Origin of the sequence: Paenibacillus cremeus (assembly GCF_007786445.1) — a bacterium.
In the GTDB taxonomy this organism is placed as follows: Bacteria; Bacillota; Bacilli; order Paenibacillales; family NBRC-103111; genus Paenibacillus_G; species Paenibacillus_G cremeus.
In genome coordinates, this window is the sequence record NZ_VNJI01000004.1 from 38,948 (window position 1) to 53,806 (window position 14,859).

The following is a 14,859-nucleotide window of genomic DNA, read 5'->3' on the forward strand; positions in this document are numbered from 1 at the left end:
TCTCTCGTTAAGCCAACAGCTTCGGCATAAAATGATTAATAATCGCTTTCCGCAGCCGCGCCAGGTCCGGCGCATACTCGGATCGCTCGATCACGTTCTCATACTCGTGAGGGTCCTTCTCCAGGTCGAACATCTCCGCGTACTCCGCTCCGCCCTTCAGCGTCTGCACATACTTGAGCGTCCCGTCGCTGACGGCGATGAAGCCTTCCCCCTCGGCAAAAACATACGGATGCCCGCCGTCCTGCATGGACTGCAGGAAGTCTCTGCCGTCGGTCGGTACCTCAGGCAGCCCGGCTGCAGCCAGACATGTCGCCATAATATCGGTGAGCATGACCTTGGCCTCCGTCACCACGCCCTGCATCGCTCCAGCCGTGGAGCTGCGTGGATAACGGACCAGGAGCGGCACATTCCATACGTCCTCGTACATGCAATCGTTTTTGCCCCAGATACTGTGATTCCCGAGCATTTCGCCATGATCCGCAGTAAAAATAATCATCACATTGTCCCCGAACTTCCGCTCGGCTGCTTCTACGATCAGGCCCACATAATCGTCGATTTGCGCCATGTTGGCGTAATAGTTCCGCCTGAGCTCGTGCCAGTACTCATCGGTATAGTTTTTGCACGCCTTGCCGGGAGCGGGACCTGCGCCATCAATGTTGCCCGGCCCATGGAAGCTCCGGTAATGGATACGCTTCGGATCGTCATACTCATCGTCTCGTATACGGCGCGGTTCGTCCTTCGTCATATCCACCCGCTCGTAGTATTCTTTGGGCGCATCGAATGGATAATGAGGCCCGCTGAACGACACCCACGCAAAAAGAGGCTCTTCCCCGTCCGCATCATAATTTTCGATATAGTTCAGTGCCTTGCGCCCGACCCAGCTGTCCGGATGCCATTCCGCCGGTCCCGGGAACTCAAACACCTTGCGCTTCCCTTGGACATCCCAGGTATCCCTGCGGTAAGGATCCAGATAGCCGGCGGCGTCCAGCTCCTTCGCATAATCATCGTAGAACCAGACCGACACCTGCTTGTCATCCTGCAGATCCAAGTGCTTCATGCCGAGCGACAAATAATAGTCCCGGAACGTCTCGTACGGTAACGTAACATCCGCTCTCGTTTCACTATATGGCACAGGAGTAAAATGGCACTTGCCGAACAGCGCAGTCTGGTATCCGTGCCCGTTGAACGCCTGAAACATATTGGGAACGTCCGCCGACAGCTCGCACTTGCGGAAATTGCTGTAGGCCCCGCTATTATGCGGAAATTGCCCTGTCAGCATAGCGCAGCGGGAGGGCAGGCACCAGGGACTCGCCGTATAAGCGTTGTCGAACTGGATGCCCTGAGCACCGATCGCATCGATGTTCGGAGTTCGGATCGTTTGTCCGCCATAGCCAGATAGCGTCTGCTTTCGCAGCTCGTCGGTCGTAATGAATAAAATATGAGGCCGCTGGCTCATTTGGATACCCCCTGATCCTTCAGCAGCTTAATAAACAATCCACCGACCACAGAACGGTTAATGAAACCGGTCAGGCGGCCATCGATGGTATAGTACCAGTCCGTAAACGGTACACGACTGGACGATTCGTTAAGGAAATCCCACAAAGGTGAGACCAGCGCCTCGAAATCCGCTTGATGATCGGCTAGTGTGGCAACCCATAAGAGCCAATCCGCTTTTGTATAGGTTTTTCGGTTATCGAGCGGGGTGCCATACTGGTTCATTTTCTGTAAATAGGTTGCGACCTCTTTCTTCCGCACGTCCGGCGAGAACAGGTGCAGATCAAACAGCGTATCCCATACGAGATTATATTTCATGCTCCACGTGCCGGGGGCATCGAATGCGAGTAAATAATGATCTCCTTCCGCCGCCATCTGCTCCCATTGCTGAGCCATCTCGCGCGCCTTTTGAAGATGCTGCTCCTTCTCCTCGTTTTTCCCGAGCATGCCGCACATCAGACCATAGCCAGCAATCCCCATGATCGCCTTGATGGACAGGTTCGTGTTATGAGCCAAATGTCCGCCAAAATCATCGGTACACAGCTGATTGCCCGGGTCCATGCCATACTCCAGCAAATAATGGACCCAGCCGGTAAGCAGCTCCCAGTGCGCAGCAGCGAAATCCGCATGGCCCTCCGCCAGACTGACGGCAGCCGCCATAATCAACATGTTGCCGCACTCTTCGATCGGCATTTGCCGCTCCATCTTCATCCCGTACGCCTGTCCGTTGGCCAGCGGATACCGACCCACATCATGCGGCGCAAAGTCGAACGGCCAAGCCTCCGACGCCGAGTAGCGGTAGACGGGGCGCATCATGCCTTTGACCAGCTCCACGTTGTAGAGAAGGAAGAGAGGGATCGACGGATAGCTGACATCGACCGTCGCCATGCAGCCGTTACTGAAGTTTTCCTTGGAGAAAAAGAGCGCTTCCCCGTTCTCGTCAGCCACCAGCTTGTGAGCGGCAATGGCTTGACGGTAGGATAAAGCAAGAATATCTGCGTAGCGAGTTCCACCTGACTGAGCCGCGTCCTGAATCAAGCGCTCGTCAAATGCAGCGCATCGGCCCATCAGCACGGCGTAATCCTGCACAGCTGCCGCCAGCATTTGCGGGAAGGTCCGGCCGTTTCGGCTCCAGTAGCCAGGCAGCTTCTGGTGGAAATATTCGACGGACATGACATCATCATAAGCCAGCACCAAGTAATGGCTTACCTCCGTGCTTCCTACCTGTCCGTAATCAATGACGCAGGCCAGAACAGGCATGTCATCGTGAACCGGCCTTGGAAAGCGGTTATCGTCTTGTTCAGGGAAAGCACCCTCCGATGCGAAGCGAGAACGGGCGTCCACGCCGGCAACCGCCGTACGGGCTGGAACCGCCGATGGGACCAGCAGGGTAGCATAGCCCCAATCGATCCGCAGATCGTCCCCGCTTCTCCACAGCACCTGCTGCTTCTCCGTCCCCAGCTGCAGCCCCTGACTCCCATCCTCCAAGTCAAACCGCTTGGAGACGACTTCTTGAATCGGAGCATCAACGCAAAGCTCTGCCGATAGGTCATAATAAATTTCCACCTGATGTGGCTTGCCGTCTGATGAAACGGCACCGATCGTCACATACGATGCGGGTCTGGATAACACATCCAGATCGTCCAAGAGCAGCGGAGTCGTAAACTCCACCTTTAACTTAACACCCCCCGCTTCAAAGGTATACACGGTGGTCAGGGGCTTGACGATTAAATCCGTTTGCTCCATCGCCTCAGCAGGCAGCGTGATGAAATCGCTCCGGTGGTCACGGCCGCCCATAAATCTCCACACCTGGCCGTCGATTCGGGCCATACCTACCATGCTGTGGTTTTTTCCTGTCCAGTGCTTCGTTTCGTTCTCATGCAGTTGGTTAGCCGAGGACCAAATATTGAAATAAGGATCTACAGTTACTAGTGGTACGGAAGGCGGGCGTAATCGGGTTGTCATAGGATACCTCTCCTTTGGGTTTCATTGTTCATTTCCATGCTCTCGATTTGCTTAGCTTTCTCGCTCAGACGGCGCTCATTATCTTCCCCGCTGAGGAGCAGCGTATGGGGAGCGATCCGCCGGGCTACGGGACCTCCGCCACCCGTCGATTCCGTTAAATATTGGAGGTCCGACAGGTTAGAGCGCCAGGACAGCAAGGCTTCCAGCAGCTCATGCTTGATCACTTCATGGCTACGAATGCTGAACAGATCCTCGCGCTCAGAGGGGTCGTTCAAGCGGTCGTACAAACGCCCCTCCCTCTCCTCAAAATAATATTCCAGCTTCCACCGTTTCGTAGCGATGGCCGCAGACCGATACAAGGTGCCGACGGCGCAGCTGCGGGGCGACGGCTCTCCGGCTTTCACGGGATGGAACAAATCGTGGCCATGGACATACCGGCTGTGAATGCCCGCTGCGCCCAGGATGGTGGCTGTAATATCCGTCCAGACGGCAAAATCCCGGGTTTCTCCCATCGGCAGCGTCCCCGGCATACTCATGATGAAAGGCACACGCCAAGTCGCGTCATAATAGTTATGCTTATCGCTGAACCCGTGATCGTACATCTGCTCCCCGTGATCGGAGGTGAACAGGACCAGCGTGGATTCGCGCAGCCCGCTGGCATCGAGATAGGCGAGCAGCCTGCCGATCTGAGCATCCGTATAGGCGGCCAGCCCGTAGTACAAGCGCCGCTCTTCATCCATCTCCTGCTGAGCCTCCGGCGTTTCAAGCCAAGCCTCATGCTCCGCCTCACGATCCAGATAGCCTAGCAGACGCTTCGTCTGAACGGGCAAGGCCTGAATATCGCCAGGACGATAATCAACGGGCGGCAGCTCCTTATCGCGGAAAAGATGGGCCCAATCCCCCGGAGGATCTAACGGGGAATGAGGACTTAATAGCGAGCAGAAGGCAAAGAACGGCCCCTCGTTTTTCTCCCTGAGGGCTTCCAGCTCTTCAATGGTTTGATTAATGAGGAACGCTTCCATATGTAAATGCTCCGGTCTCGACTGCGGCCCTTCGCTTTTTCTCGGCACGCCGTGCGGCTTCAAAAACTGAGCGTAGCTGTCCGAGCTGGAATTTGCGCTTTTCTCTCCATCAATCCCATGGACAATATCAAAGGATGCAGGGATGTTGCCAAAATGGGTTTTTCCAATCATCAGGTTCGTATAGCCTTCTTGCTTCAGCAAATCCGGCAGCGTCTGGAACGTTTCCCGTCGCTGGATCCCATTCTCGATACAGCCGTGCACGGGGGTGTGCAGACCGGTGATCAGGCTGCTGCGCGCAGGAGAGCATACCGGTGACGCGGTGTAGGCTTCCTTGAACAACACACCCTCCGCCGCCAGTTGGTCTAGATGCGGGGAAACTGCGTAGCTGCTCCCCATACACCCGAGCGTATCGCAGCGCTGGGTATCCGTCGTTATTAGAATAATGTTAGGCTTTGCCGCCATTAAAAGATGTTGATCCATCGAATTTACCTCCTGCCTCCTTGAGCTGAGTTGAGCGCCGAGATCTACGGCATGCTCTTCTGCTGAATGAGCCTCAACGAATCCGCCGATACATCGCCAGCTTGATCCATGTTCCGATGCAGCCGGGCTTTCATCTCCTTCAGAACGTCGGTCATCGCCGGCTCATCGATCAAATTGTGGAGCTCAAACGGATCTGCGTTCAGATCGTAGAGCTCATCGCTGTCGTCCAGATGGGCCGTATATTTATAAGGTCCATAATAGAGGACCCGTTGGATGTCATCGTGATTGATGTGACCAAAGTGCATCGCCATCAAATCCTCCCTCCATGGGGAGGAGGTATCGCTCAGCAGCGGGACGATGCTTTTCCCGTCCATATGGGAAGGCACCTGCGCTCCCGCCAGCTCCAGCACCGTCGGAACGATATCCATGTTTGACACGAGGGCGTCCAATGCGGCTCCGTTCTTCGGTGCTCCCGGCCAGCGGATCGCAAGCGGGATGGACATCGTTTCCTCCGTCAGCATGGAATCCTTGTCGAATAGCCCTCCATTCGAGCCGAGGATATCGCCGTGGTCCGCGGTGTAAATCACGATGGTGTTATCCAATAAGCCGGTCCGCTCCAGCGTATCCAGCACCTTGCCCAACGCCGCATCCGTTTGGGAGAAATTCTCGTACGCCCGCGCCATAATCGGCTGCCATTCCTCCCAGGTCGTATACCCTGTCCGCTGTCTCCAGCTATCTCGATCCTTCTTGTGGTAATTCGGCCGGTCCTCGAACGAATTACGGAAATTCGGATACTCCGGAATTTGCTTCGGATCGATCGTATCCTTGAACGGCTCGGCCACAAGATACGGCTGATGGGGACCCCATACATCCACCCGCATCACGAAGGGCTCCCCGTCCAGCGCTCGTTCCTCGACCCAATCACAGGCCAGCTGAGCGATAAAGTAGGCCTCTGTCGTTTCCACCGGTGTTTTCACCACAGCCGTGGATGTTCCTTTGAAGCCGCTGGGATCCCCTCCGGCAAAGCGGGTGATCTTCGTTAAATCGAAGTTTTGGAGCTTATCCCCTAAGGCCCATTCCACGTCAATGACGGGATGCGGCAGCTCGAACCGCTCCAAGTACTCGGCAAACCGCGCCGACCCGTAAGGATTGCCGTAGCCAGGCAAAGAAAAGCCTTCGAACCCCAGCTCATGAATGCTCTGCGCACCGGCGTGCCATTTTCCGAAGTAACCGGTCCGATAGCCCTCTTGCTGTACGTATTGGTTAAACGAGGGAATTCCCGGTAAAAATTGCTTGCTTAAGCTTTTATCATCATTTCTCGTAATTCCGTGCTTATGTGCATAAACGCCGGTCGCCATACTGGCACGGGCCGGGGAGCACAATGGGGTTACCGTGTAAGCGCGGTTGAAGGCGATTCCCCCGGACGCGATCCGGTTGTAGGTGTTCAATGTCGGCTTCGGCCCGGCCGTATCCCTATAATGCTTCCAGGTTACATGATCTTGGACCAGCCATACGATATTCGGTTTGGTTGACACGGATGCATTACCCTCCTAGCAGCACTTACAAGTCGTAAGTAAGCTCTTGTGTTCTTAATAAGTACGCCGTCTTGGTCACTTTCATATAATCCATCCAAGGAATAGCTCCTACGTGTTTGACCCACTGGTCGTGCTGCTTCGCCATCTCCTGCACCCTCTCAGGGTACTGCTCGGCGAGATCATGCAGCTCGACTCGGTCTTCCTCGATATTGTACAGCTCCCACTTTTCTTCGTGCGGTGTTCGATCGCCCCGGAAGCCCCAAGCCTCCGTAAACTGCCAATCCATTCGGCAGCGCGAAATCAGCTTCCATGGGCCTTGCCGTACAGCCCGGTTGCCTTCATGCTCCCAGAAAATATAGTCGTGTCCTTCGCGTTCATTTCCTTCGAGGATCGGCAGCAAGCTTTTTCCTTCCATCGGAGTAATGGCATTGCCGTCATAGGTTTCGGGATAGGCAATGCCTGCCACATCCAGACACGTCGCCATAATATCCATCAAATGTCCGAATTGGTGTGTGACGGTCCCCTGCTGCTTGATGGTCTCAGGCCATCTGGCGATAAAAGGAGTCGAAATGCCGCCCTCGTTCACAAAATGCTTATACATGCGGAACGGAGTCGTGCTGACATTGGCCCAAGGGAGATGATAAGCGATGAACGAATCGGCCGTACCAGGAGCTTTGTCGCTGCGAAGACCGATGCCTTCCGCGCAGGCGCCATTATCGGATAAGAACATCACGAGCGTGTTATCCTCAATCTGCAGCTCCTTCAGCTTATCCAGCACCTTGCCGACCCCTTGATCCATTCGATCGACCATGGCCGCGTAGACTGCCATTTTCAGATCCCATGCCTCTTGGTCTTCCACTGTGTCCCAAGCAGGAGCCCCGCTGTCGCGTTCCGTTAACGGACTGCTCTTCTCATCAAGAATGCCCTCGGCCAGCAAGCGCTGATATCTCTCCTTCCGGAGCTCATCCCAGCCCTTCATATACGTCCCTACGTAGCGGTCAATGTCCGCCTGCGGAGCTTGCAGCGGCCAATGCGGCGCCGTATACGCCAAATAGAGGAAGAAAGGCTTCTCCTGCTTCCCGTATTCCTCCACATATTCAGCTGCGCTCTCACTGAACCAATCCGTCGTATAAAAGTCGTCATCCGGCGGCTGAAACAGCTCATTACGCTTGATTAATACCTTCTCAGGCTCCGGCTTGAAATAGTTGCTGGCCCCGTCGAGCAGTCCCGTATAGCTGTCAAAGCCCCGGTTATACGGCCTTTGGTGCTCTTTTTTGCCGAGATGCCACTTGCCTACCATGAGCGAGTTATACTCGTCGCCGAGCGCTTCGGCGATCGTTACGCACTGCTTATGAATCGTACCCGAGTAAGCCGGATGTCCGATGTCCTCTTCCATGAACCCTAAGCCCGCCTGATGAGGATACAGCCCGGTCATGATCGAAGCCCGCGTCGGACAGCACCTTGGGGTATTATAAAATTGGGAAAACCGCACGCCTTCCTTGGCCAAGCGGTCTAAATTCGGCGTATGAATCTCCGAGCCGTAGCATCCGAGATCGGAGAATCCCATATCATCCACCATAATTAATATGATATTGGGCTGCTTTGCCATTCTGATCACCTTTAGTCTGATGGATTGGATAGCATGGGATTGGGGGACATGAGAGCCCCCCTCCTGAAACAACGATTTATTTCTTGCTCAAATACCGCTCATAAGCGGTTTGTGTGATTTTAACCGCCTCATCAATGCCCAGCTTTTTCAATTGGCTGACATATTGGTCAAAATTGCTGAGCGGCTCCGAGCCCAGAATAAACTTCAGCACCATCTCATCGCTGTACGTGTTGACCTCCGTCATAATTTTGGAGCGCTTATCGTTCTCTTCCGGGGTCATGCGGATCGGAGGCAGCACCAACGCGCTGTCTACATTCGGATCGTCAGCATACTTTTGACGAATGGCCGCTGATTCCGGGCTCTTCGCCAGGTTCGGATTGCACGCGATGTCTTTACACTGCAGCTTCGGAGCAAAATGTACCCGCAAAATGTAGTTGGTGTTTTCGGTTCCATACTTAGGATGGTTCAAGATATAGTCCGTAAACTTCGGCTTCCCGTCGACCATGTTGTAAGTTTTTCCTTCAATACCATAGTTGTACAGCATGGAGCCTTCCTTGGTATAAGCGTAATTCAACCAGCGCACGGCTTCGACCTTATATTTGGAGGAGCTCGTGATTACCGTCTCCTGCCCTTGGCCCGCCTGAGGCCAATCCGCCGGCTGGTAATGAATCTTGTCGTCCGCCTTGAGCCGCGGATAAGGAGCCGATACGTGCGGTGACTTAATCTGCTGCCCCCGATTGTAGCTCGCGACGACCGCCTCTACGAGCATGGCGGCTTTTCCGCTGTCCAGCAGGGCCTGCTGCTGCGCCGGCTTCAGCCCTGCAAAATCCTTGTTAATGTAGCCTTCCTTGTACCATTTGTTCATCAAGGTCAAGTAATCCTTGAACTGAGGCTGGGTTTGCCCGAAGGAGACCGTCTTCGCATCCTTCAGGTAGAAGCCCGGAATAATGCCGTAAGGACCCATGAATTGCTCCTCAAGTCCCGTCGGAAGCAGAATATACGGCGCCAAGCCCTTGCTGTCCTTGATCGCTTTAAACGTCTTATCGTAATCGTCAATCGTTTTAGGGATCTGCAGGTTGAGCGATTTCAGCATGTCTTCGGCGAACATAATTCTTCGAGACGGAGCGTCCTGCGATTGCTTAATCATATAGAAGGCAGGGAATTTGCCGTCATCGGTCGTGACTTCGCGTTTCGTCTCCGCATCGGAGGTGACAATCGAATAGTAATCCGGTGCATACTTCTGCAAGTAAGGAGTCAAGTCCTCGAACACACCGTCGCGGACACCCTTCTCTTCGCCGCCGATATATCGGCTAGCTCCAGTGATGATGTCAGGCAATTCGCCCGAGGCGATCATCAGGTTGAACGCTTCCTTCTCTTGGCCTTGAGCCGGATGAATGAACTGGATATGAATGCCTGTACGCTTTTCTAATTCCTGATACACTTCGTTCTGGCCGTAATCCGTAATGAATTGGGAGGCATTCGGATTCATCGGTGCCCATACCTTTAACGTGATCGGCGACTTCACAATCGGCAGACTGCTCTCATTCATGTTAGCCGGTGCGGAAGGCGTTGGCTTATCCTTGCTGCTTCCGGATGATTGGTCCTGGCTGCACCCGGCTAATGCCGTCGATGCAAGCAGAAGCGCTGTCGCTCCCCATGCAAATGATTTACGATAAAACGAATTTCCCATTGTCATCCCCCGCTTATTCGTATTTGTACAATCCAAACCACGTTGACGATTACCCTTTGATCGAGCCAAGCATGACCCCCTTCATGAAATACTTTTGGCAGAACGGATAGATCGTGAGGATCGGTACCGTGGCCACGATAATGGTACAGTACTTGATGACCAGGTATACCAGCGCTTTATCGTCCTCGGACACCGTGGCGCTCTCGAGCAAGTTCCCCCCTGCGGAGTTGGCGATCAAAATTTCCCTCAGCAGCAGCTGCAGCGGGAATAAGTGACGGTCGCGCAAGTAGACCATCGCGCCAAACCAAGCGTTCCAGTGGCCCACGGCATAGAACAGCACCATGACCGCAATCGTGGCCTTCGTGACCGGAAGAATGATCCGGAATAAAATGGTGAAATCATTGGCTCCGTCGATCCGGGCCGATTCCTCCAAGCTGTCGGGGACGGCGCTGAAGGCGGTTTTCATGACGATTAAGTTCCAGGTGGCGATAATACCGGGAATAATCAGGGCAAGCCGGGTGTCGTACATCCCCAGATTTTTGACTAGCAGGAAGTTGGGAATAAGCCCGCCGCCGAAATACATCGTGAACACGATCATGATCATCATGGGCTTTTTCAGCAGTAAGGTTTTTCGAGAGAGCACGTAAGCCCCGACGGCAGTCAGCAGGACGTTCAAGGTCGTCCCTACGACCACGTAGATAATCGTGTTCATATACCCAATCGCGATATTCGGATTATTGAATACGATTTCATAACCGACAAACGAGAAGCCCAGGGGCTTGAACAAGACGCCGGTATGCTTGGCAATCTGCGCCGGATCGCTGAAGGAAGCAAACAAGACGTACAGCAGCGGGTACAAGCACACCAAGCCAAAGACAATAAGAATGATCGAATTAAGCGAATCGAAGATGATTTCTCCAAATGACTTTTTTGCGAGCAAAGCGTTCACCCCCTACCATAAGCTCTCTTTGACAACCTTGCGGCTCGTATAGTTTGCGATCAGCAGAATGACGAAGTTGATGCAGGAATTAAACAACCCAACGGCTGCGCCAAAGCTGTAATTCGCCTCCTGCAGCCCTCGTCGGTACACATAAGATGAGATGACGTCGGCGGTATCGTAGGTGAGTGGATTGTACAGCAAAATGATTTTCTCGAAGCCCTCGCTCATAATATGGCCTAGCCGCATAATGAGCAGGATCGTGATCGTCGGCACGAGAGCCGGGAGCGTGATATGCATGACCTTGCGCAGCCGGCCTGCTCCATCCATCTCCGCAGCCTCATATAGACTCGGGTCCACGGATGATAACGTCGCCAAATAAATGATGCTGCCCCAGCCGACCTCCTGCCAAATGCCGCTGGAGACGAAAATCGTCCGGAACCATTCCTTCTGCATGAGCAGATTGGTCCGTTCGCCTCCAAGGGCATGGACAAGATCGTTAATGACGCCGCTGCTGGCGGTAAAATCAACCAGCATCCCGCAGATAACCACCAGGGAAATAAAATGCGGCATATAGCTGATCGTTTGAATGGTACGCTTGAATACGTGGCTGCGGATCTCGTTGAGGAGTAAGGCGAGCAAGATGGGGGCTGGAAAACCGAATACGATTTGGTAGACATTGATCAGGAAGGTGTTCTTAATGACACGAAAGGCGTAGGGACTCGTAATAAAATCGTTGATATGCTTGAGTCCGACCCAGTTGCTCCCCATGATTCCTTTAAACGCATTGAAATCCTGGAAAGCGATTACAAGTCCTGCCATTGGTACATAGTGAAACAGGAGATAGAACACGATGATCGGACAAGCCATAATATACACGTACTTGTTCATGATTAAATCTCGGCGAAACCGGCTCATGAACGTCTGGCTGTGCACCTTCCGGGCTTCGGCAGCTACTTCCACGTTATATTCCCCTTCCATTGTTTAGTCGGTGGATCACCATGATTGTATGCCGGGAGACGATTGTGCTTCAATTGGCTATTTTTGCTCGCATAGAAAACGCTTACATTCGTGCTGTCATCGATCCCCGCACATCCTGTGTGTGCGGGGATTGTACTGATAGGGCTGCTAAACTTGCTTCAATGTGCTAAACCGTCTTGGGACCGATTTTGCCATCGATGATCTTGCGGATTTGCTCCAGCGGCACCTTCGGCGTCCGGTCGTAGGTAACCAGTCCGTTGATCTCCTGCTCCACGTCGGTCAGCTGGGTATAGCAGAAGCCTTGAACGACCGGCGACGTTAGCATCGGATCGACCACGGCCTTCAGCTTAGCCAGGAAATCCTCATCGTTTTCCGCACCGGAATATCCCCAGCCTTCCCATTCGCTCTTCTTGAACGAAATGCCGCCGAATTCGCTGACCAGGATCGGCTGGCCTTCGTATTGCGTGTCGCCTGCAAAGCAGCGCTTGCTGTGCGACCTAATCGACTCGATCGAGCTCTCAGCCGAATGGTACCGCTCCTCCAGCACTCCCTGCGACGGCTCATAATCATGAATCGTCAGCAGATCGGTGCGCATATGCTCCCAGCCGTCATTGGAGACGACGAGTCGGGACTTATCGAGCGAGCGGGTCAGATGGTACATGGTGAGGGCATGCTGCTGCTGATACTCGTTCGTTTTAATATCCCAGACGCCCCAGCTCTCGTTCAACGGAACCCAAGCGACTATCGACGGATGGTTGTAGTCGCGGTCGATCGATTCCTGCCATTCCTTTGTGAAGCGGCGAACATACTCGAACGAATATTGATAAGCGTTAGCCGCTTCACTCCATACCAAGAGGCCCAGCTGGTCGCACCAGTAATGGTAGCGCGGATCCTCCAGCTTCTGATGCTTGCGGGCTCCGTTGAAGCCCATCTCCTTCATCAGCTCGACGTCCTTCTTGATCGCTTCATCCGATGGAGGCGTGAGGTTCCCATCCGGGAAATACCCTTGATCCAGCACCAGCCGCATATAATAAAACCGGTTGTTCAGCATGAGTCGGCCGTTTTCGATGGAAATTTTCCGCATGCCGAAATAGCTCGTCACTTCATCGACCGGCTGTTCGTTCTTCAGCAGGGTGAACTTGATGTCGTACAGCTCGGGATTTTCCGGCGACCACAGATGGCATCGGCGAAAGCCGTTATAATGCTGCAGCACGACGGTGCGAACTTCTTCTTGTTCTGTAAGCCCATATACATCCTGGGTTACCGGAGTTCCTTTGAAGGATACCTCCACCTTGAGCGCGAGGCTGTCGTCTTTACTGAATCCATTCACATAAGCGCGAAGCTCCAGCTCGCCTTTGTCGATATCCGGGGTCATTCTCACCTTGGCCAGGTGCGTTTCGTCGACGGCCTCCATCCAGACAGACTGCCAAATGCCCGTTGTTCGGGTATAGAAGATGCCTTTGGATTTCGGCTGCCAATACTGCTTGCCTCTCGGCAGAGACAGGTTCAAGCTGAAATCCTCCGCCTTCACGACCAGCACGTTGTCACCCGACTGGAGCGCATCCGTAATATCAGCCGAGAAGGGCGTATGCCCTCCCTCATGCGTCGCTACCAGCTCGCCGTTCACCCATACACTGGCCAAATAATCGACGGCGCCAAAATGAAGCTGCACACGCTTGTCATTCCACTCCGCTGGAACGCTGAACGATCTGCGGTACCACACGGTATCGTGGAAGCCCGGCTCGCCGATGCCGCTCAGCTTGCTCTCGAATGTGAAAGGCACTTGAATGCGGTTCGATAAGGCGGTGCCGCCACGGTGCCATTTTTCCTTCCGGCCGATACGGTTGTCGTCAAAGGTGAATTCCCACTCCCCGTTCAGGCTGATCCAGCTGTCCCTTACATATTGCGGTCTTGGATAATCGTTTCTTGGCACGTTGGAGTTCGAGTTTAAGTTCGTCATGAGTTCATGTCCTTTCGTCGCTCAAATAAGTAGTTTTATTCTGCAATCCAGCCGTTTGCGCTAACCTGCTTTTCGTAAAACGCTTCGTCAATCTGTAATCCGAAACCAGGAGTCCCAGGCACGGTAACCTTACCGTCTGCAATGCGGTAGCCTGAAGTATCGATCCCCGGAATTTGGGCCTCATCCCATTCCACGAACATAAAGCCTTCGATCGCCGGATACACCTGAGCGGAAGCGAAGTTGCCGTAGAAGCCGCCGTAATTATGCGGTGCCGCTTTGACCCCGGACTTGGCCAATCGCTTGCTAAGCTTCAGCCAATTCACAATGCCGTAGTCCTTCAAATCGTATTGGATCGCATCGATCAAGCCCTGCTCCGCCCATTCCACAATCGGCTTTGCAGCGAGCCCCTCACCGTCGGTAATCAGCACGTTCAGGTTCTCCTTGGCCATCCAGTCCTTCAAGTTGCGATACAGCCGGTCATCCTCGTGAAAAGCTTCCTCAAGCCACAAAAGCTTGGAGTGGGCCGTTTCCTTCAGCACATGCTTCGCCAGGTTCAAGTTGTATCCATTGTTCGCATCGATGGACAGATTGCATTCCGGGCCGACGGCTTCTCGGATTCCGTTAACAATCGCTATATCTCTGCGGGTGCCTTCCATTAAATCCATGTGCATGGCGCCACGGCCGACTTTGATTTTGAAGCCCCGGAAGCCTTCATTGTAGCCTTGCATCGCTTCTTCCTGCAGCAGAGCGACCGCATCCGCTTCGTAGTCCAAGTGCAAATCGTCAAAATAAAGCGAGGTATCATAGCAAGGAACCTGCAGGGGCGTCGTCCACTTTTTGCCGGTCAACAGCTCATACACTGGAATCTCTCCGACCTTGGCCAGCCAATCAAACAGCGGGAACTGAATGCTTTGGAAACGGTCCTTAATCCACTGCTCCTCGCAAAAGATTTCGCTAACGGAGGCCCCGATCATCGCTTGGGCATCCTCACGGGAGACGCGGGACCAGCTGTAGCCCGTAATCCCTCCCATGGTAATTCGGACCAGCGGAAATCGGACTTCCTTGCCATGTACCCCCAGCCTTGCATTGCACCCGGCTAGTCTTCGGCGTTCCCCCTGCATTACCACTTGCTCGATTTTCTCAATACGCCAAGTTTGTTCTAGGTTTGCAAAGTTAATCATGATTT

10 protein-coding genes are annotated in these 14,859 nt (G+C 53.7%); all 10 read right to left on the reverse strand.

What is annotated here, in order from left to right:
* Positions 1-7: 7 nt before the first annotated feature.
* Positions 8-1,456 (reverse strand): sulfatase family protein, encoded by a 1,449-nt coding sequence (locus tag FPZ49_RS04395; protein ID WP_144843764.1) that lies wholly within the window; start codon positions 1,454-1,456, stop codon positions 8-10.
* Entirely contained in the window at positions 1,453-3,459 is a 2,007-nt protein-coding gene (locus tag FPZ49_RS04400; RefSeq protein ID WP_144843766.1) for a glutaminase family protein, read from the reverse strand. The genes FPZ49_RS04395 and FPZ49_RS04400 overlap by 4 nt, the downstream gene beginning before the upstream one ends.
* The gene (locus FPZ49_RS04405; protein WP_144843768.1) at positions 3,456-4,961 is read right to left on the reverse strand and encodes a sulfatase family protein; all 1,506 of its coding nucleotides are present in this window, start codon (positions 4,959-4,961) and stop codon (positions 3,456-3,458) included. Before FPZ49_RS04405 ends, FPZ49_RS04400 begins: the two co-directional genes overlap by 4 nt.
* A 44-nt stretch (positions 4,962-5,005) precedes the next feature.
* Positions 5,006-6,496, reverse strand: a complete 1,491-nt coding sequence (locus tag FPZ49_RS04410) for a sulfatase-like hydrolase/transferase (protein ID WP_144843770.1) — start codon at positions 6,494-6,496, stop codon at positions 5,006-5,008.
* 25 nt (positions 6,497-6,521) lie between these two features.
* Entirely contained in the window at positions 6,522-8,105 is a 1,584-nt protein-coding gene (locus FPZ49_RS04415; protein WP_144843772.1) for an arylsulfatase, read from the reverse strand.
* A gap of 76 nt (positions 8,106-8,181) precedes the next feature.
* Positions 8,182-9,795 carry an extracellular solute-binding protein gene (locus FPZ49_RS04420; protein WP_186445610.1) on the reverse strand — a complete coding sequence of 538 codons (1,614 nt, stop codon included), beginning with the start codon at positions 9,793-9,795 and terminating at the stop codon, positions 8,182-8,184.
* A gap of 49 nt (positions 9,796-9,844) precedes the next feature.
* Positions 9,845-10,735, reverse strand: coding sequence for a carbohydrate ABC transporter permease (locus FPZ49_RS04425; protein ID WP_144843776.1), 891 nt, complete (start codon positions 10,733-10,735; stop codon positions 9,845-9,847).
* Between the two features lie 12 nt (positions 10,736-10,747).
* A complete protein-coding gene (locus FPZ49_RS04430) occupies positions 10,748-11,650 on the reverse strand; it encodes an ABC transporter permease (RefSeq protein ID WP_144844127.1) in 903 nt (300 codons plus the stop codon).
* A 229-nt stretch (positions 11,651-11,879) separates the two neighbouring features.
* Positions 11,880-13,673, reverse strand: a complete 1,794-nt coding sequence (locus FPZ49_RS04435; RefSeq protein WP_144843779.1) for a glycoside hydrolase family 2 protein — start codon at positions 13,671-13,673, stop codon at positions 11,880-11,882.
* 35 nt (positions 13,674-13,708) lie between these two features.
* Positions 13,709-14,854 (reverse strand): enolase C-terminal domain-like protein, encoded by a 1,146-nt coding sequence (locus FPZ49_RS04440; RefSeq protein ID WP_261381241.1) that lies wholly within the window; start codon positions 14,852-14,854, stop codon positions 13,709-13,711.
* Positions 14,855-14,859: the final 5 nt, after the last annotated feature.

What these genes read in the sequence shown, in the direction of transcription:
- FPZ49_RS04395 (WP_144843764.1), bottom strand. Translation starts at nt 1,456, where the DNA reads ATGAGCCAGCGGCCTCATATTTTATTCATTACGACCGACGAGCTGCGA.
- FPZ49_RS04400 (WP_144843766.1), bottom strand. Translation starts at nt 3,459, where the DNA reads ATGACAACCCGATTACGCCCGCCTTCCGTACCACTAGTAACTGTAGAT.
- FPZ49_RS04405 (WP_144843768.1), bottom strand. Translation starts at nt 4,961, where the DNA reads ATGGATCAACATCTTTTAATGGCGGCAAAGCCTAACATTATTCTAATA.
- FPZ49_RS04415 (WP_144843772.1), bottom strand. Translation starts at nt 8,105, where the DNA reads ATGGCAAAGCAGCCCAATATCATATTAATTATGGTGGATGATATGGGA.
- FPZ49_RS04420 (WP_186445610.1), bottom strand. Translation starts at nt 9,795, where the DNA reads ATGGGAAATTCGTTTTATCGTAAATCATTTGCATGGGGAGCGACAGCG.
- FPZ49_RS04430 (WP_144844127.1), bottom strand. Translation starts at nt 11,650, where the DNA reads ATGAGCCGGTTTCGCCGAGATTTAATCATGAACAAGTACGTGTATATT.
- FPZ49_RS04435 (WP_144843779.1), bottom strand. Translation starts at nt 13,673, where the DNA reads ATGACGAACTTAAACTCGAACTCCAACGTGCCAAGAAACGATTATCCA.
- FPZ49_RS04440 (WP_261381241.1), bottom strand. Translation starts at nt 14,854, where the DNA reads ATGATTAACTTTGCAAACCTAGAACAAACTTGGCGTATTGAGAAAATC.